Genomic DNA, 20,751 nt, shown 5'->3' with positions numbered 1-20,751 from the left:
ATGCGCCGCGGAGTGCATTTTCGGTGGCAGAAAAAAGCGTCATCGTGATCGGGGCTGGGATTGGCGGGCTCGCGGCGGCCTTGAGCCTCGCCGCATCCGGTCATGACGTCACCGTCCTGGAGCGGGCAGCGCGCGTCGGCGGAAAGATGCGATCAGTGGCCGTGGACGGGGTGCCCGTCGAGGCGGGCCCCACCGTCTTCACCATGCGCTGGGTGTTCGAGGAGCTGTTCGCCGAAGCCGGCGCCGACCTCGGATCGGAGATGCGGCTGCGGCCGGCCACCCTGCTGGCCCGCCATGCCTGGAACGGGCACGAACGGCTCGATCTGTTCGCGGATATCGAGACCTCGGCGGCGGCGATCGGCGCCTTTGCCGGCGCGCGCGAGGCGGAGGGCTATCGGCGGTTCTGCGCCCGTGCGGCCGAGGTCTACCGTACGCTGGAAGGGCCGTTCATCCGCGCCGACCGGCCGAGCCCCGTCGATCTCGCCCAGCGCGTCGGGCTCGCGGGAATCGGCAGCCTGTGGCGTATCCAGCCCTTCGCGACCCTGTGGTCGGCGCTCGGCGAGTATTTCCGCGATCCGCGCCTGCGCCAGCTCTTCGGGCGTTACGCCACCTATTGCGGCGCCTCGCCGTTCGAGGCGCCCGCCACGCTGATGCTGGTCGCCCATGTGGAGCAGGCGGGCGTCTGGACCGTCGAGGGCGGCTTGAGCCGGCTCGCGCGCAAGGTCGCGGATCTGGCCGAAAGCCGCGGCGCCACCCTGCGCACCGGCACGGATGTGGCGCGGATCCTGACCGAGCGCGGCCGCGTCGCAGGGGTCGAACTCGTCGGCGGCGAGCGCATCGCCGCAGACGCGGTGATCGCCAACGTCGACGTGGCGGCGCTCGGCGGCGGCCTGCTCGGGGGCGATGCGGCGGCAGCCGGCGACCGAGTTCCCGCCCGCGAACGTTCGCTCTCGGCGCTCACACTCTGCCTGACGGCGCGGGCGAAGGGCTTCGACCTGGCGCATCACAGCGTGTTCTTCTCGGGCGAATACCGGGCGGAGTTCGACGCGATCCTGCGCGGTCGTCGCCTGCCGCCGGACCCGACCGTCTACGTCTGCGCGCAGGACCGGGACGGCGACGGCGGCTCGGCCCCTGACGGGCCGGAACGCCTGCTCCTCCTCGTCAACGCCCCCGCCGATGGCGGAGAGCGTCGCTTCAGCCCCACGGAGATCGCCGCATGCGAGACGACCATCCATCGCAAGCTCTCAGCCTGCGGACTCACGCTGGAACCGACGGGACCGGGGACGATCACGACCCCGCAGGACTTCGCGGCGTTGTTTCCGGGGACGGGCGGGGCCCTCTACGGCCGAGCCTCGCACGGCTGGACGGCGACGTTCAAGCGGCCGGGGGCCCGGACGCGGGTGCCGGGGCTCTACCTGGCGGGGGGCAGCGTGCATCCGGGGCCGGGAGTGCCGATGGCGGCGCAATCGGGCCGGCTCGCGGCGGCGGCACTGCGCGCGGACCTCGCTTCGACGGGGCGGTGACGCGCGGCGGCTACGTCTGGTGGTACGTCGATGCGGTGAGCGAGGACGGGCGCCAGGGGCTCACCGTGATCGCCTTCATCGGCAGCGTGTTTTCGCCCTACTATGCCTGGGATGCGGCACGCGACCCGTTCGCCCACTGCGCCGTCAACGTCGTGCTCTACGGCGAGCGGGGCAACCGCTTCGCCATGACCGAGCGCAACGCCCGGTCGCTGGCGCGGGATGCGACGAGCTTCAGCCTCGGGCCGTCCTCCCTCGAATGGGACGGCAGCGTGCTGACGATCCGCCTCGACGAGCGAGGCTCGCCGATCCCGCGGGCGGTGCGGGGCACGGTGCGGGTGCGGCCAAGGGCGCTCACCGCGCAGCCCTTCACCCTCGACACGCACGGCCTGCACCGCTGGTGGCCGATGGCGCCCGATTGCGAGGTCGAGGCCGCGTTTACCGCGCCCGCCCTCTCCTGGCGCGGCAGCGGCTACCACGACACCAATGACGGCGACGGCGCGCTCGAAGACGCGTTCACGGACTGGACCTGGTGCCGCGCCCCGCTCAACCGCGGTTCGGCCATCCTCTACGACGTGCGTCGGACCGATGGCAGCGGACAGAACCTGACGCTGCGCTTCGACGCCGACGGCACCCGGCGCGAGATGCGCCCACCGCTCGCCGCCGGCCTGCCGCCCACCGGCCTATGGCGGATGCCGCGCACGACCCGCAGCGACGACGGCCGCGCCCAGGTGATCCGCACCTTCGAGGACACGCCGTTCTACGCCCGCTCGCTGCTCGCCTCGACGCTCGACGGCGAGGCGGTGCAACCCGTGCACGAGAGTTTGTCGCTTACGCGCTTCCGCAATCCGCTGGTGCGGCTGATGCTGCCGTTCCGGATGCCGCGGCGGATCGCCTGAGGAGGGCACCCATCGCGCCAGCGCGATGGGATCCCACCGAAGACCAAATTCGCATCCCGAAGGGATCAGCCGGATTTGGTATGAGATCGATCAGCCGGCGTTCGCCTCGGCCTCGTCCTTGCGCTCATAGCGCAGCAGGAGCGGCGTCTGGGCCAGGGCGAAGGCGACCGTGAGCGGCATGATGCCGAACACCTTGAAGCTCACCCAGAAATCCTCGGTCTGCGTGCGCCAGACGACCTCGTTGACGACCGCGAGCGCGAGGAAGAACAGGCCCCAGCGGAAGGTGAGCTTGCGCCAGCCCTCGTCGGTGAGCGCGAACATGCTGTCGAGGACGACCGAGAGCAGCGACTTGTTGAAGGCGAGACCGCCGAGAAGGACAAGACCGAACAGCGTGTTCACGATGGTCGGCTTCATCATGATGAAGGTCTTGTCCTGCAGCGCCAGCGTCAGGCCGCCGAACACGAGCACCACGACGCCCGACACGAGCGGCATGATCGGCAGCCGCCGCAGCAGGGCGAAGTGGACGGCGAGCGCGATCATCGTGGCGACGATGAACACGCCGGTCGCCACGAACAGTTTGCTCTCCGCCGCCACGCCGAAGCGCTCGGCATAGGCGTTGCCGAGGAAGAAAACCGTCAGCGGGCCCACTTCCAGCGCCAGCTTGAGGAGCGGCGGCAGGTGCCGGCGCGGTGGAACGCTCTCGACCTTCATGCGGACACTCTCACGATGCTCCAAGGGGCAGGCAATCGGCTACTCCTTGGGAAGGCCGGTGATTGCCCGGGCAAAATCCCGCGCGGCAAACGGCTCCAAGTCTTCCACACCCTCGCCAACCCCGATGAAGTGCACGGGCAGGCCGAACTTCGTAGCGAGCGCCACCAGAATACCGCCCCGCGCCGTTCCGTCGAGCTTCGTCATCACGAGGCCCGATACGGGGGCGGCCTGCGAGAACAACTCGACCTGGCTCAATGCGTTCTGCCCAACGGTGGCGTCGAGCACCAGCAGGGTGGCATGCGGTGCCTCTGGATCGAGCTTGCGGATGACCCGGACGATTTTTTCCAGCTCCGCCATCAGCCCCGCCTTGTTCTGCAAACGGCCGGCGGTGTCGATGAGGAGCACGTCGGTGCCGTTCTCCCGCGCCTCCTTGAAGGCGTCGAAGGCGAGCCCAGCCGCATCCGAGCCCTGTGCCCGGCTGATGACCGGCGTGCCGGTGCGATCCCCCCACACCCGCAACTGCTCGATCGCCGCCGCGCGGAATGTATCGCCGGCCGCCAGCATGACGCTGCGCCCCTCGGCCTTGAACTTGAGCGAGAGCTTGCCGATCGTCGTCGTCTTGCCGGCGCCGTTCACGCCGACCGTCAGGATCACGTAGGGCTTCTTGGCCGAATCGATCTCGATCGGCGTCGCCACGGGCTCCAGCGCCCGCTCGATCTCCGTGGCGAGGATGGCGCGCACCTCGTCGGGCGAGATGCCCTTCTCGTAGCGGCCCTTGCCGACCGCCTCGGACATGCGCATCGCCGTCTCCACGCCGAAATCGGCCTGGATCAGCGCGTCTTCCAGATCCTCGAGGGTGGTGGCGTCGAGCTTGCGCTTGGTGAACAGGCCCGTCACCCGGTCCGACAGCGCGGAGGAGGTGCGCCGCATTCCGGCGGTGAGGCGCGACCACCAGCCCTGCTTCTCGGTGCCCTCGACCGCGCCGGACACCGCATCGCTCGCCAGCGCCGCCGCGGCATCGACGGGTTGGATATCGACCTCGGCGGGTGGCTCGGATTCGGCCGGGGGCGCAGGCGTCTCCTCCTCGCCGCCGGTCAGGCGCGACCACCAGTTCCGCTTCTCCGCCGTCTCGGTGAGAGCAGCCGATGGCTCGTTCTCGGCCGAGATTTCGTCGGGCTGCGGTGCCTCGCCGGATGGCGGCTGCGGCTCGGGCTGGAGATCGGCACCCTCCAGTTCGTCGGGGATGCGATTCTTGTCGGGATCGTCGGAGGCGGGCTCGCTCACCGGCGGCGGCACGTGGGCGACGTCGTCGGCCGCGGTGGTAAAGACCGGTTGCCCCTCGGATTCGGAGGCGGGCGACAGCGGGTCCGGCGTGACCGATTCCTCGACCGTGGCTAGTTCGGCCGCTCCGTCCTCGGCCGGCACCGGCTCGGGGGACTTGGATTCGGGCGCGCCCTTTCGCCCGAACAGGCGTCCGAACCAGCCGGGCTTCTCATCGTCGCTCATCCTCGTCCCTTGCTCAAAATCTTGCCCTGCTCAAACCTTGCCCGCGACGATCCGACATTCTAGCCCGTGGGGCATGAACGCGCGTGTTTCAGTGCCGGATCGCACCGTCGGACCGGAGATAGGGCCTCCGCTCCTCTACCGCGATGCCCTGATGCTCATCATCGACAAGCCAGCGGGTTTGCCGGTGCATCCGGGCCCGAAGGGCGGGCCGACGCTGACCGACCATCTCGACGCCCTGCGCTTCGGCCTGCCGCGCCGGCCAGAGGCCGCGCACCGGCTCGACCGCGACACGTCGGGCTGCCTCGTGCTCGGCCGCCACGCCAAGGCCCTGGCGCGTTTGAACCGCCTGTTCGCCGACGGCAAGGTCGATAAGACTTACTGGGCTCTGGTCGAAGGGGGCCCTGAGACGATGGAAGGGCGCATCGACCTTCCGCTGGCCAAACGTTCGGACGATCCGCGCAGTTGGTGGATGAAGGCTGACCCGGCCGGCGCACCGTCTCTGACGCTCTACCGGGTTCTCGGGCGGGCCGAGGGTCTGTCGTGGCTGGAACTGAAGCCGGTGACGGGACGGACCCACCAATTGCGGGTTCACTGCGCGGCGATGGGCTGGCCGATTCGCGGCGACGCGATCTACGGAGGCGCCGGGCGGGATGGGCCCGGCCTGCAACTCCATGCGCGGGGCTTGAGCCTGCCGCTGTATCCGAAGCGCGCGGCGATCGCCGTCGAGGCGCCGGCGCCCGCGCATATGCGGACGGGGCTCGAGGCGTGCGGAATGACCGCTGCCGCCCCTTAGAGCATCTTGTTTTTGCATCATCCTTTTCCGAAAGCCGGCAACCACCTTTCGGGATGATGCGCTAGATCCCTCCCCGGCGGACGAGGACAGGCGGACGGGTCTCGCTCAGGCCGTGAGCAGAGCCTGCCCGTCATGCCCGGTGACGGAGATGTCGTGGATCTCCCCCGCGGGCACCGGCGCGGTGAAACGCACGAGCGAGAACGCCTCCGTCCGGCCGGTATCGCCCCGTTCGGTCAGAACCCGGCGGCGGGCGCCGATTTCGGCGTCGAGGTGGCGGGCGAGGGCCGCCGCGCCGGCTTCGCGCAGCCGTGCGGCCCTCGCGCGGACCACGTCGCCCGGCACCGCCGGCATCCGCGCGGCGGCCGTGCCGGGGCGCGGCGAGTAGGGGAAGACATGCAGATGCGTCAGCCCGCATTCGGTCACGAGGTCGAGGGAGCGGGCGAACTGCGCCTCGGTCTCGGTGGGAAAGCCGGCGATCAGGTCGGCACCGAAGACGAGGCCGGGCCGCAGGTCGCGCAGGGTTTCGCACAGGCGGATCGCGTCGGCACGCGAATGGCGCCGCTTCATCCGCTTGAGGATCAGGTCGTCGCCCGCCTGGAGCGAGAGGTGGACATGCGGCATCAGCCGCGGCTCCTCGGCGAAGGCGGCGATCAGCTCGGCATCGGCCTCCACCGAATCGATCGAAGAGAGGCGCAGGCGCGCGAGATCCGGCACCTCGGCGAGAATCGTGCGAACGAGGCGCCCGAGGCTCAAGTCGGAATCGAGGTCGCGACCATAGGCCGTGAGATCGACGCCGGTCAGCACCACCTCGCGCCCGCCATGCTCAACGATGCGGCGCACCTGCGCCACGGCCTCGGCGACCGGCACGGAGCGGGAATTGCCGCGCCCGAACGGAATGACACAGAAGGTGCAGCGGTGATCGCAGCCGTTCTGCACCGGCACGAAGGCGCGGGTATGCCCGCTCATGGTGGCGATGCGCGTCGGCTCGGCGGTGCGGACGGCCATGATGTCTTCAAGCGCCGGCGCGGTGCCGCTCTGCCAGCTCTCCGGCCTGAGCTTGGCCGCGTTGCCGACGAGGCGCGCCACCTCCGGCATCGCGGCGTAGCTCGCGCGCTCGACCTCGGCGCCGCAGCCTGTCACGACGATCTCGGCACCGGGCCGTTCGCGGGAAAGCCGGCGGATCGCCTTGCGCGCCTGCCGCCCGGCCTCGGCCGTGACGGCACAGGTATTGACGACGACGAGGTCGTGCCCCTCGGCATTGGGCTCGGCGTGGCCGCGCAGCACCTCCGATTCGACGGTGTTGAGCCGGCAGCCGAAGGTGAGCGTCTCGACGCTCACTCCTCGATCCCGGCGAACAGATCGGGCGAGAACGTGCCCTCGCCTTCGAGATAGACGGGACCGGTCATCAGGACGTGGTCATCGGCGCGCCACTCGATCGAGAGTTCCCCGCCGGGAAGCGCCACGCGGGCGGCCCGGCCGATCATGCGCAGGCGCGAGGCGGCCACCACGGTGGCGCAGGCGGCCGTGCCGCAGGCCAGCGTCAGCCCCGCGCCGCGCTCCCAGACGCGCAGCTTGATCGTGTCGCGGCCCGTCACCTCGGCGATGGAGATGTTGGCCCGTTCGGGGAAGATCGGATGGGCTTCGAGCAGCGGGCCGATACGGCCGAGATCGTAGCTGTCGGGATCGCGCTCGACGAAGAAGATCGCGTGCGGGTTGCCCATGCTCACGGCAGCGGGCGAATGCAGGATCGGATCGTCGATCGGCCCGACCTGAAGCTCGATGCGTCGGGTATCGAGAAACGGTTCGGCGAGGGGGATCTCGTCCCACCGCAGTCGCGGCTGGCCCATATCGACGGTGAAGGAGCGGTCGGTGATGCGCTTGACCGCGACCAGTCCGGCCTTCGTCTCCAGCGTCAGCGCGCCGTTCTCGGCAGGCCGTGCCATGGCCGGATCGTCGAGCAGCGCGTAGCCGACGCAGCGCGTGCCGTTGCCGCAAGCGCCGGATTCCGAGCCATCGGTGTTGTAGATGCGCATGAAGGCATCGGTGCCCGGCGTGACGGGATCGTGCACGACCATGAGCTGGTCGAAGCGCGAGTGCACGTCGGCGGCGATGGCGCGAGCCTCGGCCGGGGTCACCCGGACCGCGGTGCCGCGCAGGTCGAGCACGACGATGGCGTTGCCGGCGCCGTGCATCTTCAGGAAGCGGCGATTGGCAAGAGGGCCTGGGATAGGGCTTGGGAGAGGGCTCACGAGAGGGCTCCAGGAGGACTCATCGGACCTCTGACGACCTTGTCTGCGGGAATGTGGGGGTGGCGCGGCGTATATGGCAAAAGCCGCCGGCCTGCGAGTCGGGAACGACGAGCCGCAACGTCGCGCCGCAACGGTCTCGCGCGGGGCGTGTTTCGGCCCTACCCTATCCGAACCGGCCAATCGGAGCGTCCCCACCTTGACCCGTCTCGCCACCCTCGCCGCGGGCCTCCTCGCTCTCGTCCCTTCGTTGACGACCGCGCCGCTCGCCCAGAACGCGCCGCCCCCCACCAACGCGCCCTCCCCTGCCGAGACGAACCCACTGCCGACCACGACCGTGCCGGACACCACCAAGTCCGGCCCCGACCCGGCAGCGCCCGCGCCTCAGCAGGTCCCGATCCCGCGCCCCGCCCAAGCCGGCGCGGCCCAGGCGGTCACACCCCCGGCCTCTTCGCTGCCGACCCTCGTGACGGTTCCGGGCGAGCCGAACGACGTCGATGAGGTGACGCTGCCGGCCAAGCCCGTGGCGATCCTCGCGGGCGAGACCAAGTGGGAGGAGGCGCGGGCCAACCTCCGAAAAGCCTACAAGACCATCGGCGAGACGCTGACCAAGCTGAACCTCAAGCAAGCGGGCCGACCGATCGCCCTGTTCACCAAGACCGAGGATGACGGCTTTCAGTACGAGGCGATGATCCCGATCGAGGCCGCACCTGCGCAGGGCACGGAGGGCGGCGACGTCAAGTTCGGCTCGAACCCGAGCGGCAAAGCCCTGCGGTTCAAGCATAGCGGCAGTTACGAGGAGATCGACGGCACCTACGAGACGCTGATCGCCTATCTCGACGCCAAGGAGATCGCAGTCCAGGACCGCTTCCTGGAGGAATACGTCACCGACCTCGGCGAGGGTGCGGACGACAAGCTCGACATCAACATCTACGCCCTGCCGAAGGAGCCGGCGAAGTAGGGTTGTCGCGGGCCGGGAACCACCGAATCCCTCCGCGGATTCGGCTTCCATGACGCTCTTCCCCGATACGGCCCTTCCGGCGGCAGCCCGCCATCGCCGCCGCGAGGCGCCGGCCGCCGCGTCGCAGGCCCTGAAGGACAAGGCGCTGGAAATCCACCGCCGTCTCTGCGGCGTCTACGAATGCCCAATCCCGTATTTCCACAGTCTCGACCCGCTGTCGGAGCTGATCTCCTCGCTGCTCTCGCACCGGACCCGCAACGCGGATTCTGGGCGCGCCTTCAAGGCGCTGCGGGCGCGCTGGGCCGATTGGACAGAGATCGAGTCGGCGTCGGTCGAAGAGATCGAGGCGACGATCCGCGGCGTCACCTGGCCGGAGCTGAAGGCGCCGCGCATCAAGGCGGTGCTCGCCGCGGTGCGCGAGCGGGTGGGCGCACTCACCCTCGATTTCCTGGGGGATATGAGCGTCGATGCAGCGCGCGGCTGGCTCGAAGCGATCCCCGGCATCGGGCCGAAGACGAGCGCCGCCGTGCTCTCGTTCTCGACGCTGCGGATGCCGGCTCTGCCGGTGGACAGTCACCATCACCACGTTGCCCAGCGCACGGGGCTGATCGGTGCCAGGGTCGATGTCGGGCCGAGCCACGCGGTGCTGCGGGCACAGCTTCCCGACGATTGGTCGGCACAGAAGCTCTACGACAATCACGAGGTGCTGATGCTGCACGGCCAGCGCGTCTGCTTCCATCGCTCCCCGGCCTGCGGACGCTGCGTGCTGCTCGACATCTGCCCGACGGGTCAGGCAAGGGAGGCCGCGGTCTGACTCCCTATCCGGTCGCGCGTGTCAGCCTCTCTCACGTCCAATAGAGGATGCGCGCCGTCGGCAGGCGCTCGGCGATCCGCCGCGTGAGATGGGCCCGCATCGCCTTCATGAGATCGTTCGGAAACACGTATTTCACCGAGCCGAACTTGGTGAGCTTGCGAGTGCGCTCCGCCTCGCGCATCGGCAGATCGGAGCCCGGATACCATCCTTCGAGAACCGTCTTCGAGCCCGGCGTGAAGCGGTGGGTGATGAGTTCGACCGTTAGATCGGGCGCCGCCACACCGGACAAAGCCTCGGCCGCGTCGCGCAGCAGAGCGTCGTAGGCGTCCGGCCATTCCTCGATCGGCAGGATCGGAGCGATGGTGAGGCCGACGGGATAGCCGGCCCGGGCGACGGCACCCATGGCGGCGAGCCGCTCGCTGAGCGGAGCGGTGCCGCCCTCGTAACGCGCTGCCGCCGCCGCGTTGACCGAGAAGCGGATGCGGGTGCGACCGTGATGCGGCAGGTCGAGGAGCGGTTCGACCGCGGCGAACTTCGTCGTGAAGCGCAGCTGCACCGGCGCCTCCCAGGCGCCGAAACGACGGATCGCTGCCGAGAGCGAGCCGGTGAGGTGCTCGATCCCGAGCGGATCGGTGTAGCAGGACGCCTCGAAGGTCGTGCCCTCGGCCGCCCGCGCTTCCTTGGCGCTGGTGACGCCGCCCTGCCCCAGATAGCCGTCGAGATTGCCGAGGATCGCGTCGAGGTTGGCGTAGACGCGCGTCACCGGCGGCCCCGAGAGGGAGCCGGCGAGATAACAGTACTGGCAGTGCGCCGGACAGCCTTCGGCGAGATCGAAGCGCCAATCGGCGCTCGGCGGAATCGGTTGAAGCTTCAGCTTCGTTGGCGGTGCGGTGACGATGGCGAGCGTCGCCTTGGCCTGGGCATAGGCCCGGCGCGGGTTCTCGTCGCGCAACCCGATGAGCCGGTTGCTCTTCAGGCGTTCGATCGGGAGACCCAAATCTTCCGCTCGCGCAACGATCTGCCGGCCATGGGCGTGTTCGAGGGCGGCCGGGGTCACCAGCACCCGGCGCGGATGCCAGAGACGCGCGGAGCGGGGCCGCGGCACGGGCCGGGCATCGGCCTCCTCGGTCGGAACAAGACTCATGCTGCCCCAACCCTTGGCCCCTGCCGAAGGTCCGGGGATGCGTCCTTTCGGAACCGTCGAAGGCCTCGGGCGCTGTTTTCGCGCGGAGGTCTTGCGAGGTGTCGATGACGGAGCTGGAGACGAAACGCGCGGCGATCGCCGACCTTCTCGCCCGGATCGAGGGCCTTAATCCGCGAAACGCTGGGGATCTCGACCGGCGGGTGGAGATTGTGGTGGACGGCTTCGATCCCGGAGCGCCGGAGCCGTCCGATCCGGCCAGGGCCGACCTGCACCGTCTGCTTAAGTCATACCGCGACCTTCGCGATCTCCCCGCCGACCGCAACAACGTGCGGCTTGCCGAGAAGGGCGAGGTGTTCGCGCCGGAGGACGACGCCTGACGCGCGATCCGGCGCGGTGATGCGTCGGAGAAGCGGGCCGAATGACCGGTTGCGATGACTTGGCAAGGGGCTCGGCCCGCGCCAAGCGTCGGCAGATGACCAAGACCCTTCTCGCTTATTCCGGGGCCGCTTTGGCTGAGATCGCCGGCTGCTTCGCCTTCTGGGCCTGGCTGCGGCTCGACCGGTCGGTCTGGTGGGTCGCGCCGGGGCTCGTTTCGCTGGCGCTGTTCGCTTGGCTGCTCACCTTCGTCGAAAGCGAGGCGGCCGGGCGGACTTATGCCGCCTACGGCGGCATTTACATCGCCGCGTCGATCCTCTGGCTCTGGGGCGTCGAGGGGCATCGTCCCGACCGCTGGGATCTTGCCGGCGGGGCGATCTGCCTCGCCGGCACGGCGGTGATCCTGTTCGGCCCCCGGAGCGGCTGAGCCGCTCCGGGGTGGAGGAAATCAACCCTCGCGGATCAGGATCAGGGTCGAGAGCGGCGGCAGGGTCAGGCTCAGGGAGTGCGGCTGGCCGTGGCTCTGCTCAGCCTGGCTCTGCACGCCACCCATATTGCCGACATTCGAGCCGCCGTAGCGCTCGGCGTCCGAGTTGATCGCCTCGCGGTAGTAGCCGGCCGTCGGCACGCCGACGCGGTAACCCTCACGCGGAACCGGCGTGAAGTTCGACACGACGATGGCGATCTCGCCCTCTGCCTTGCCCTTGCGCGCCCAGGCGATGACCGAGTTGTCGGAATCGTCCGCCACCAGCCACTGGAAGCCGCTGGCCTCGACATCGCGGGAATAGAGCGCCGGCGTCGAGGTGTAGACGTGGTTGAGGTCGCGGATGAGATCCTTCACGCCGCCATGCAGGGGAACGTCGAGCAGGTGCCAGTCGAGTGACTGGTTATGGTTCCACTCGCGCTCCTGGCCGAACTCGCCGCCCATGAAGAGCAGCTTCTTGCCGGGGTGCCCCCACATGAAGCCGAAATAGGCACGCAGATTGGCGAATTTTTGCCAGCGGTCACCCGGCATCTTGCCGAGCAGCGAGCCCTTCCCGTGTACCACCTCGTCGTGAGACAGCGGCAGCACGAAGTTCTCCGAGAAAGCGTAGAGCAGGCCGAAGGTCAGGTTGTGGTGGTGGTAGCGCCGGTGGATCGGATCCTCCGACATGTATTTCAGGGTGTCGTGCATCCACCCCATGTTCCACTTGAAGCCGAAGCCGAGACCGCCCGTGTAGGTCGGGTGCGACACGCCCGGCCACGAGGTCGATTCCTCGGCCACCGTGATGGTGCCCGGCGCGTGGCTATAGGTGGCCTCGTTGGTCTTGCGCAGGAAATTGATGGCGTCGAGATTCTCGTTGCCGCCGTACTGGTTCGGAATCCACTCGCCCGCACGGCGCGAGTAGTCGAGGTAGAGCATCGAGGCCACCGCATCCACGCGTAGGCCGTCGAGATGGTAGTGCTCGAGCCAGAAGCGGGCATTGGCCGTGAGGAAGGCCGACACCTCGACCCGGCCGAAATTGTAGATGTAGGTGCCCCAATCCTGGTGGAAGCCCTGGCGCGGGTCGGCATGCTCGTAGAGATGCGTGCCATCGAACAGGCCGAGGCCGTGGGCGTCGAGGGGGAAGTGCCCCGGCACCCAATCGAGCATCACACCGATGCCGGCCGCATGCGCCGCGTTGACGAAAGCGACGAAGTCGTCGGGCGTGCCGAAGCGGCTGGTCGGCGCGAACAGCGAGACCGGCTGGTAGCCCCAGGAGCCGTCGAACGGGTACTCGGTGATCGGCAGAAGCTCGATATGCGTGAAGCCGAGTTCCTTCACGTACGGGATCAGCCGGTCGGACAGCTCCTTGTAGGTCAGGTAGCGGTTGCCCTCGCCCGGCACCCGTGCCCACGAGCCGAGATGGACCTCGTAGACCGACATGGCGGCGTGGCGCGGATCCTTCTCACCGCGCGTGTCCATCCAGGCCGCATCGTGCCATTGCGGCTCGTTGAGCCCCTGGAGAACGGAGGCCGTCTGCGGCGGGTGCTGGCCGCGGAAGGCGACCGGATCGGCCTTCAGCGGCAGCACGGAGCCATCGGGGCCGCGGATTTCGAACTTGTAGTTCTGCCCGGCCTTGAGACCCGGCACGAACAGCTCCCAGACGCCGCCATTGAGCCAGAGCCGCATCGGGTGGCGCCGGCCGTCCCAGTCGTTGAAGTCGCCGACGACGCTGACACGGCGGGCATTCGGCGCCCAGACCGCGAACCGGAACCCGGCGATGCCGTCGAGTTCGCCCGCATGCGCACCGAGCACGCGATAGACGAGGTTGCTGCCGATCAGGCGCAGGCCGTCGATCTCGCTCTGGTCGAGCGACGGGCCGAAGCCGTAGGGATCGTGGCGGCGGGTGCTGGTGCCGTCCCAGGCCTCCACCTCGATCTCGTAGAGGGGCCGACCCTCGCTCTTCACGCTCGCGACGTAGAACCCGTCGGGATGAACGCGCTCGAACGGGATGCTCTGCCCGCCCGTGACAAGGCGGGCCGCCTTCGCCTCAGGCAGGATCGCACGGACCTCCCAGGCACCCGGCGCGACCTGATGCGGCCCGAGGACGCCGAACGCGTCGCCGTGATCGGCTGCCATCACGGCCGCAATGGCATCGGGATGGAGGTGGCCATCGCGCGCTTGCGAGGCCGAGCGTCCCACACGGGGAGCCCCCTCTCCGCCAAGCGCATCCGTCGACCGGGGCGCGCGCGGCGCCTCGGTCGAGCCTGACCTGTTCGGGACGTTGGCGGCCGCCTGCCCCTCGTTACGAGCCGCGGCCTTATCGTCCAGAGCCGTCATCCAATCACCTCTCTCGGAAGCGCTCCCGGGCCGATACAGGATGGGGCGCGGGAGCGCGCAGGTCACACCGAAGCGCGGTCGCGCTTGGCTTCATCCAGTATGTTGAGAACACCCCGTGCCGGGATTTCGATCCAGTCGGGGCGGTTGTTCACTTCGTAATCGACCTCGTAGAGCGCCTTGGTCAGCAGGCTCAGGCGCAGCAGACGGGATTGCGTCTCCGCATCCTCCACCGCAGCCCGGCTGCCGGCCACGGCTTGCCCGTAGCCGTCGAGGAACGCTGCATCGATCATGCCGCGCCACGCGATCGCCGCATTGCGCGCCCGCTCCTCGCTGTCGCCGAACCGGGTGGTGATCTCACGCACCACCGTCTCGGCGCCGTAGGCGAAGGAGCGCAGCATGCCCGCCACGTCGCGCATCGGAGTCGATTTGGCCCGGCGTTGTTCCACCGGACGCGAGGGCTCGCCCTCGAAATCGACGATGATGAGATCGCCCTCGGAGGCCAGCACCTGCCCGAGATGGTAATCGCCGTGGATGCGGGTCTTGGTGGCACCCCGCAGGGGGCCGGAGGCCAACTCGGTGATGAGCGCCTCGACCTCGCCGCGGCGGGACGCGAGCGCCTCGCTGGCCGAGCCGGGCGACCACGCGGTGATCGCAGCGAGTCCCTTGAACGCGCGCGCAGCCTGATGGCGCGCGTCATCCGCGAGCGAAGCGAGATCCGCCTCGCCGAACGGCTCGACTGCGAAGGCCGGATCGTCGGTGTCGATGGCGAAGGCCCGGTGCAGTTCGGCCGTGCGCTGGCCGAGCAACTGCGCCCAGCGAAGATGTGCGTTGAAGGCATCCTCCGGCGCTGGCGCCTCGCTCTCGGGTGCGAGCACCACGATCTCGAAGTCGCGCCGCAGGCCTTCCAGCATCAGTGTCCAGGCGTCGCCCTGGTTGAGGACGAACTTCTGGAGCAGCGCCAGGGCGGTGCGGGTGCCATCCTCGGCCACGTGCTCGACCACGCCGAGCAGCGCCGGCGTGTTGGCGAAATGGGCCTGCTCGGTGAGGAACCGGCCGATCTCGATCTCGGGATGGGTGCCGGGCTGGAGGCGGCGCAGCAGCTTGAGCATCATCCGCGCGCCGATGGCGATCGAGGTGTTGCTCTGCTCGGCCGAGAGGCGGCGCACGTCGGCGGCCTCGAACGGCACTTCCGGATCGTAGGCCGAGGTCGTCGAGAAGACGAGGCTTCCGCGCTCGGACGGGATCGTGACGCCGTCGCGCATCGCCTCGATCAAGGCGACGGCGAACGGCGCGGCGGCGGCAGCCTCGTAGAGCAGGCCGGTGCGGGGACCGCGGCGCACGCGGGCGACCGCGTGGTCCAGCAGAGTCTCGTCCTCGCGGCCCTCCTCGACGGCGAGCGGCACGAAGTAGTCCTGGCGCTCGCCATTGGCGAGGGTCACTGCCACCCGCGGCAGCAGGAACTTGCCTTCGCCGGAACCGTCTTTGACGATGGCGCTGTCATCGACCTGCACCGACTTGATGCTCGTGCCCTTGGCGCCGAACCAGCGGCGCGAACCGATGAAGGGCGGCGCCACCGTGCGCTCGAAGGCCGTGCGCTCGCGGCCCTTGATGAGGGTCTCGATGCCGCCGGTGAGCACCAGGGTGAACAGCTCCGGGCTCTGCGGCTGCGGGCCGATCTCGCCGGTATTCGCGACCGAGAGAGCGAACCAGTAGAAGCCGTAGGCCGGCAGGGTCAGCAGGTAGGGCAGTTCGCCGATCGCCGGGAAGGCCGTGCCGCCGGTCAGCTCGATCGGGATTGCGCCGCGCAGGTCCGACAGATCGAGCTGCACCGCCTGCGGGGCCCGCGAGAGGTTGGCGACGCAGAGGATGCGCTCGTTCTCGTGCTCCCGAATCCAGGCGAGCACCTTGCGGTTCGCCGGATACAGGAACTGGATCGCGCCGCGCCCCAGCGCGACCGAGTTGTTGCGGATCGCTATCATGCGCCGCGTCCAGTTCAGCAGAGAGGTCTGCGCCTGGATCTGCGCCTCGACGTTGATCGCGTCGTAGCCGTAGATCGGGTCCTGGATCGAGGGCAGGAACAGCTTCTGCGGGGTGGCCCGCGAGAAGCCGCCGTTGCGGTCGGGCGACCACTGCATCGGCGTGCGCACGCCGTCGCGATCACCGAGATAGATGTTGTCGCCCATGCCGATCTCGTCGCCGTAGTAGAGCACCGGCGTGCCGGGCATCGACAGGACGAGGGACTTCATCAGCTCGATCTTGCGCCGGTCGTTCTCCAGCAGCGGCGCAAGGCGGCGGCGGATGCCGAGATTGATGCGGGCGCGCCGCTCGGCAGCGTAGAACGACCAGAGATAGTCACGTTCCTCTGCCGTCACCATCTCAAGCGTCAGCTCGTCGTGGTTGCGCAGGAAGATCGCCCACTGGCAGCCCTCGGGGATCTCGGGGGTCTGGCGCATGATGTCGGTGATCGGGTGCCGGTCCTCCCGGGCGATCGCCATGTACATCCGCGGCATCAGGGGGAAGTGGAACGCCATGTGGCATTCGTCGCCCTCGCCGAAATACTGCGCGGTCTCCTCCGGCCACTGGTTCGCCTCGGCCAGCAGCATCCGGTCGGGATACTCGGCGTCGAGCGCCGCACGGATCGCCTTGATGACGTCGTGGGTCTCCGACAGGTTCTCGCAGTTCGTGCCGTCGCGCTCGATCAGGTAGGGGATCGCGTCGAGCCGCAGCCCATCGACGCCCATGTCGAGCCAGTAGCGCATGACCTCGATCACGGCCTCCAGCACGGCCGGGTTGTCGAAGTTCAGGTCAGGCTGGTGGCTGTAGAATCGGTGCCAGAAGTACTGCTTGGCGACCGGGTCCCACGTCCAGTTCGACACTTCCGTGTCGAGGAAGATGATGCGCGTATCGGAATACTTCTCGTCGGTATCCGACCACACGTAGAAATCGCGCTCGGGCGACCCGGCCGGCGCCTCGCGGGCGCGCTGGAACCAGGGGTGCTGATCGCTGGTGTGGTTGATGACCAGCTCGGTGATAACGCGCAAGCCCCGCTCGTGGGCGGCTGCCACGAAGCGGCGGAAATCTTCCATCGTCCCGTACGAGGGGTTCACATCGCGGTAGTCGGCGATGTCGTAGCCGTCGTCGCGCAGCGGCGAGGGATAGAACGGCATCAGCCAGATCGCCGTGACCCCGAGGTCACGGACATAATCGAGCTTCTGCGTCAGCCCCTCGAAATCGCCGATCCCGTCGTTCGACGAGTCGAAGAACGACTTGACGTGGATCTGGTAGATGATGGCGTCACGGTACCACTGCGGATCGCTGCGATCGATCATCCCGTCGCTGCCTCACGTCACTTTCGAGAGCGGAACCGGGCCGTGTGGCACCGGGCTGCGAGCCTCCTCGGCCCGCTTCTTGGCGAGAACACGACGGTGACGCCGTATTCCGCCCGATCTAGAGCGCCCCGCACCGAAAGTGGAGGCCGGTTCGATGCGGGGCGCGGGTCGTCAGGCGCGCCGAGGGCGAATCCGCCAGACGATTGCCGAGCGGTCGGCGGGATCGAGGGCGATCCGGTGGTTCTTGCCGTAGAGCTCGAACTTGTAGCCCAGCAGCAGGTCCTCGACCTCGACTGCCCCGTCGTCGGGCAGGCCGAGCAAATGCAGCGGCACCTCGTAGGTGCATTCCTGCCGGTTCTTCGGGTCGAGGTTGACCATCACGAACACGCAGTTGTCACGCTCCGGCGTCACCTTCGCATAGGCGATGATGTCGTCGTTCCAGGCACCGGTGAAGTGGATGTTCCGGAAGTCCCACAGCGCCGGATTGTCCCGGCGAGCTTGGTTGAGCTTGATGATGTGGTCGCGGATGTTGCCGGGACGGTGATAGTCCCACGCCTTTAGCTCGTACTTTTCCGAATCGAGATACTCTTCCTTGCCCGGATAGGGCGCGGCCTCGCACAGCTCGAAGCCGTTGTAGATGCCGTAGATCGACGAGAGCGTGGCTGCCAGCGTCGCGCGCACGATAAAGCCCGGGCGTCCGCTGGTCTGGAGATAGTACGGGTTGATGTCGGGCGTGTTGGCGAAGAAATTCGGGCGGTAGTACTCGCCCATCTCGCCAGCCAGTTCCAGCGCGTACTCGGTCAACTCCTGCTTCGTGTTGCGCCACGTGAAGTAGGTGTAGCTCTGCTGGTAGCCCGCCTTGGCGAGCTTCTTCATCATCTTCGGCCGGGTGAAGGCCTCGGCGAGGAAGATCGCGTCGGGATACTGCGCGTTCACTTCGCTCAGCATCCACTCCCAGAACGGGATCGGCTTGGTGTGCGGGTTATCGACCCGGAAGATGCGAGCACCTTGAGCGCACCAGCCGAGGACGATGTCGCGCAGCTCGATCCAGAGCGAGGGCAGCGCCCCACCGTAGAAGTGGACGTTCGAGATGTCCTCGTACTTCTTGGGCGGATTCTCGGCGAATTTGAGCGTGCCGTCGGGCCGCCACTCGAACCACTCGGGATGCTGCTTGATCCAAGGATGGTCGGGCGAGCACTGGATCGCGAAATCGATCGCGACCTCCATGCCGTGGGCGTGGCTGGCGGCGACGAGTTGGCGAAAATCCTCCAGCGTGCCGAGTTCGGGGTGCACGGCTTCGTGCCCGCCCTCCTCGGAACCCACCGCGTAGACCGAGCCGACATCGCCGGGCTGCGCCTTCAGCGTGTTGTTCTTGCCCTTGCGGTTGGTCTTCCCGATCGGGTGGATCGGCGTGAAATAGAGCACGTCGAAGCCGAGTTCGCGGATCTCGGGCAGGCGCCGGATCACGTCCGCGAAGGTGCCGTGGCGGTTCGGATCGCCCGACTGCGAGCGCGGGAAGATCTCGTACCAAGCCGAGAACCGGGCCGCGAGCCGGTCGGCGATGACCGGGATGTTCACGGGATAGCGCGAGAGGTTCACCCGCTCGGCGTTGCGCCGGACCAGCGACATCGTTTCCGGCGCCAGGATCTTTTCCAGGATCACCGATGAGCCTTCGGGCTCCGCGGCGAGCGAGCGGATCAGCCCGTCGAGCCGCTGCTTGTCGGCCCCGCTCGCTAGATCCTCGGCAATCTGGATCAGCTCGACACCCTCGATCGTCTCCAGCCGCACATCCACGCCGGCATCGCGCTTCTTCAGGGTGTCGCGCACCCAGGACGAGAAGCCGTCGCGCCACGCCTCGATCGTGAACTCGTAGCGGGCGTTGCGCTCGAGCGGGAAGTGACCGGCCCAGCGGTCGTTGTCCACGAACACCATCGGGTCGCGCCGCCACGTCTCCTCGCCGACGACGCGGGAGAGGATCGCCGCGTTGATGATCTCGTGACCGTCGGAAAAGATGTCCGCTTCGACGCGCACCTGCTCGCCGACGACACGTTTCACCGCCGAGCGGCCGCCGTCGATCTCCGGCGTCACCGCCTCGATGACGACGCGGCCCTTGCCCTGCGGCACGGTCGCGGGCGGCGGTGCGGCGATCTTGGCACGCTCGGCCACGAGGATGCGCAACTCGCCCGGCAGCAGATCGATGCTGGCACCCGGGTGGAAGGCGATCGGCTCGACGTCGGGCGTGCGGTCATCGAAGGGGCCGAGTTGGCCGCCGGTGCGCTCGATCAGGCGACCGGCATCGACCGGTGCCGGAGCGTCACCCGGATTGAACAGGAGGAGTGTCGCCGAATGCGCCGAAGCCGGGTGCCCGGTATCGGTTCGGAACAGGGCGGTGAAGGGCGCATCCGGCGCCGAGAGCCGCATCTGTGCGCCCTCGACATTGGCGGCCGGAATCGAAGCCTTCAACGCGTTGATCGCCGTCACGTAAGCCGAGATGTCGATTCCCGTGTCGTGCTCGCGCGAACCGGGCGTGGTCTCGACCACGTGCAGCGCCCGGCGATACCCCCACTCGTAGCCGATCGGCATCAGCACGCCGGCCGAAAAGAAGGCGGAGAGCGCGTAGCGTGTCTTCAGCCTCTGGGCGACCGCTTCCGCCCCGCCGGGGATGTCGGCGGCGAGCCGGCTCATGTCGTGGTTCTCGGGGAAGGCAATGGAGGGCGCGACCACCCGCAGCCGCTCGTACTGTTCCAGAGCCCAGGGCGCCTTGAGGTTCCACCACGCGAACGAGTTGAACAGGTAGTCGAAGCCGGCACCTGCCGTCGCCTGCGCCTCCTCGAAGGTGCAGCCCAGCGTCTCGGCAGCGAACAGCGTGTCGGTTTCGCGCTGCTTGGCGGCCTGGATCAGTGCGCGCCAGACATCCGGAGGGACCTTGTAGGCGGCGTCACAGCGGAAGCCGCGCACGCCGAGCCGTTGCAGCCGGGCGATGTAGCCGTCGAAGATGCGGATCAACTCACCCCGAGCGTGCTCGGAATGGTAGTCGAGTTCGATCAGATCGCCCCAGACCGTGCGCTTTGACGGATCGTCGGGATCGATCGCCGCCGGGCTCACCGGCTTGCCCTCGGCGTCGCGCACGAACAGGTCCGGCCGGTCGTGGAACAGGCGGGCATTGTCGGCGGTGTGATTGATGACGAGGTCGCTCATCACCGACACGCCGTGCGACTCAGCGGCCCGGCAGAACTGCGTGATCTGCTCGTCGTCGGACGTGCCGTCACCGTCGCGAAACCGCTCGTCGAGTGCGTCGAGATCGGCCACCGCATAGAGGCTGCGCGAGCCGCCGGTCTGGTGGAACGGGTTGAGATAGACCCAATTGAAGCCGAGATCGGCGATGCGCGGCAGTTCCGCCGTCCAAGCCGAGACGGTCCCGACGAGGAGCGGGAACAGGTTGTAGATGCGCGGACCCTCCGCGCGGGGCGCGAAGGCGGCCGGAAGGGCCACCGTCTCCGCGCCGGTCCGGGTCGCGGGCGTCATCGCGGTGTTCGGTGCGTTCATGGATCGCCTCCGTCTTGTCGCTTCTCGCCAAGCGCGTTTTGATGAATCGAGGCCGTGGTCCAGCATTGACGAAACGCCGAACGACCAAACTCGCTCACCGCCCG

The 20,751-nt window shown here is 68.4% G+C and carries 15 protein-coding genes; 7 read left to right on the top strand and 8 right to left on the bottom strand.

The window, feature by feature from the left end; translation table 11 throughout:
- Positions 1-23: 23 nt before the first annotated feature.
- Both crtD and E4V01_RS16380 read left to right on the top strand, forming a co-directional pair.
- Positions 24-1,523, top strand: coding sequence for a 1-hydroxycarotenoid 3,4-desaturase CrtD (crtD, locus tag E4V01_RS16385; protein ID WP_135299076.1), 1,500 nt, complete (start codon positions 24-26; stop codon positions 1,521-1,523).
- Positions 1,520-2,419, top strand: a complete 900-nt coding sequence (locus E4V01_RS16380) for a carotenoid 1,2-hydratase (RefSeq protein WP_193763215.1) — start codon at positions 1,520-1,522, stop codon at positions 2,417-2,419. Before crtD ends, E4V01_RS16380 begins: the two co-directional genes overlap by 4 nt.
- Positions 2,420-2,509: 90 nt before the next feature.
- On the opposite strand, the gene E4V01_RS16375 is transcribed toward E4V01_RS16380, so the two are convergent.
- A complete protein-coding gene (locus tag E4V01_RS16375) occupies positions 2,510-3,130 on the bottom strand; it encodes a septation protein A (RefSeq protein ID WP_060770157.1) in 621 nt (206 codons plus the stop codon).
- Between the two features lie 39 nt (positions 3,131-3,169).
- Positions 3,170-4,636, bottom strand: coding sequence for a signal recognition particle-docking protein FtsY (ftsY, locus tag E4V01_RS16370; RefSeq protein ID WP_135299075.1), 1,467 nt, complete (start codon positions 4,634-4,636; stop codon positions 3,170-3,172).
- Positions 4,637-4,709: 73 nt separating this feature from the next.
- Here ftsY and E4V01_RS16365 point away from each other — a divergent pair, with 73 nt between their 5' ends.
- Complete coding sequence (locus tag E4V01_RS16365) at positions 4,710-5,429, top strand: RluA family pseudouridine synthase (protein WP_135299074.1); 720 nt, start codon at positions 4,710-4,712, stop codon at positions 5,427-5,429.
- A 105-nt stretch (positions 5,430-5,534) separates the two neighbouring features.
- On the opposite strand, the gene mtaB is transcribed toward E4V01_RS16365, so the two are convergent.
- Both mtaB and dapF read right to left on the bottom strand, forming a co-directional pair.
- Positions 5,535-6,767 carry a tRNA (N(6)-L-threonylcarbamoyladenosine(37)-C(2))-methylthiotransferase MtaB gene (gene mtaB / locus E4V01_RS16360; protein WP_135299073.1) on the bottom strand — a complete coding sequence of 411 codons (1,233 nt, stop codon included), beginning with the start codon at positions 6,765-6,767 and terminating at the stop codon, positions 5,535-5,537.
- Complete coding sequence (dapF, locus tag E4V01_RS16355) at positions 6,764-7,621, bottom strand: diaminopimelate epimerase (RefSeq protein WP_245517586.1); 858 nt, start codon at positions 7,619-7,621, stop codon at positions 6,764-6,766. The genes mtaB and dapF overlap by 4 nt, the downstream gene beginning before the upstream one ends.
- Before the next feature lie 253 nt (positions 7,622-7,874).
- On the opposite strand from dapF, the gene E4V01_RS16350 reads away from it, so the two are divergent.
- A complete protein-coding gene (locus tag E4V01_RS16350; RefSeq protein ID WP_060770150.1) occupies positions 7,875-8,636 on the top strand; it encodes a GyrI-like domain-containing protein in 762 nt (253 codons plus the stop codon).
- A 49-nt stretch (positions 8,637-8,685) separates the two neighbouring features.
- A complete protein-coding gene (nth, locus tag E4V01_RS16345; RefSeq protein WP_135299071.1) occupies positions 8,686-9,450 on the top strand; it encodes an endonuclease III in 765 nt (254 codons plus the stop codon).
- A gap of 31 nt (positions 9,451-9,481) precedes the next feature.
- Here nth and E4V01_RS16340 read toward each other — a convergent pair whose 3' ends face one another.
- Positions 9,482-10,594: a radical SAM protein gene (locus E4V01_RS16340; protein WP_135299070.1), complete on the bottom strand. Its 1,113-nt coding sequence runs from the start codon at positions 10,592-10,594 to the stop codon at positions 9,482-9,484.
- A 104-nt stretch (positions 10,595-10,698) separates the two neighbouring features.
- Between E4V01_RS16340 and E4V01_RS16335 the strand changes: the two genes are divergently transcribed.
- Positions 10,699-10,971 (top strand): hypothetical protein, encoded by a 273-nt coding sequence (locus E4V01_RS16335; RefSeq protein WP_135299069.1) that lies wholly within the window; start codon positions 10,699-10,701, stop codon positions 10,969-10,971.
- 95 nt (positions 10,972-11,066) lie between these two features.
- A complete protein-coding gene (locus E4V01_RS16330; RefSeq protein WP_135299091.1) occupies positions 11,067-11,396 on the top strand; it encodes a YnfA family protein in 330 nt (109 codons plus the stop codon).
- Positions 11,397-11,417: 21 nt separating this feature from the next.
- Here E4V01_RS16330 and glgB read toward each other — a convergent pair whose 3' ends face one another.
- The 3 genes from glgB to E4V01_RS16315 all read right to left on the bottom strand — a co-directional run bounded on the left by glgB (position 11,418) and on the right by E4V01_RS16315 (position 20,647).
- Complete coding sequence (glgB, locus tag E4V01_RS16325; protein ID WP_135299068.1) at positions 11,418-13,772, bottom strand: 1,4-alpha-glucan branching protein GlgB; 2,355 nt, start codon at positions 13,770-13,772, stop codon at positions 11,418-11,420.
- Between the two features lie 62 nt (positions 13,773-13,834).
- Positions 13,835-17,101, bottom strand: coding sequence for a maltose alpha-D-glucosyltransferase (gene treS, locus E4V01_RS16320; protein WP_135299067.1), 3,267 nt, complete (start codon positions 17,099-17,101; stop codon positions 13,835-13,837).
- 171 nt (positions 17,102-17,272) lie between these two features.
- A complete protein-coding gene (locus tag E4V01_RS16315; protein WP_135299066.1) occupies positions 17,273-20,647 on the bottom strand; it encodes a maltotransferase domain-containing protein in 3,375 nt (1,124 codons plus the stop codon).
- Positions 20,648-20,751 lie beyond the last annotated feature (104 nt).

This window comes from Methylorubrum sp. Q1, from assembly GCF_004683995.1.
GTDB lineage: Bacteria > Pseudomonadota > Alphaproteobacteria > Rhizobiales > Beijerinckiaceae > Methylobacterium.
Note: the sequence above shows the minus strand (reverse complement) of the source record. Positions and strands in the feature narration are given on the sequence as shown.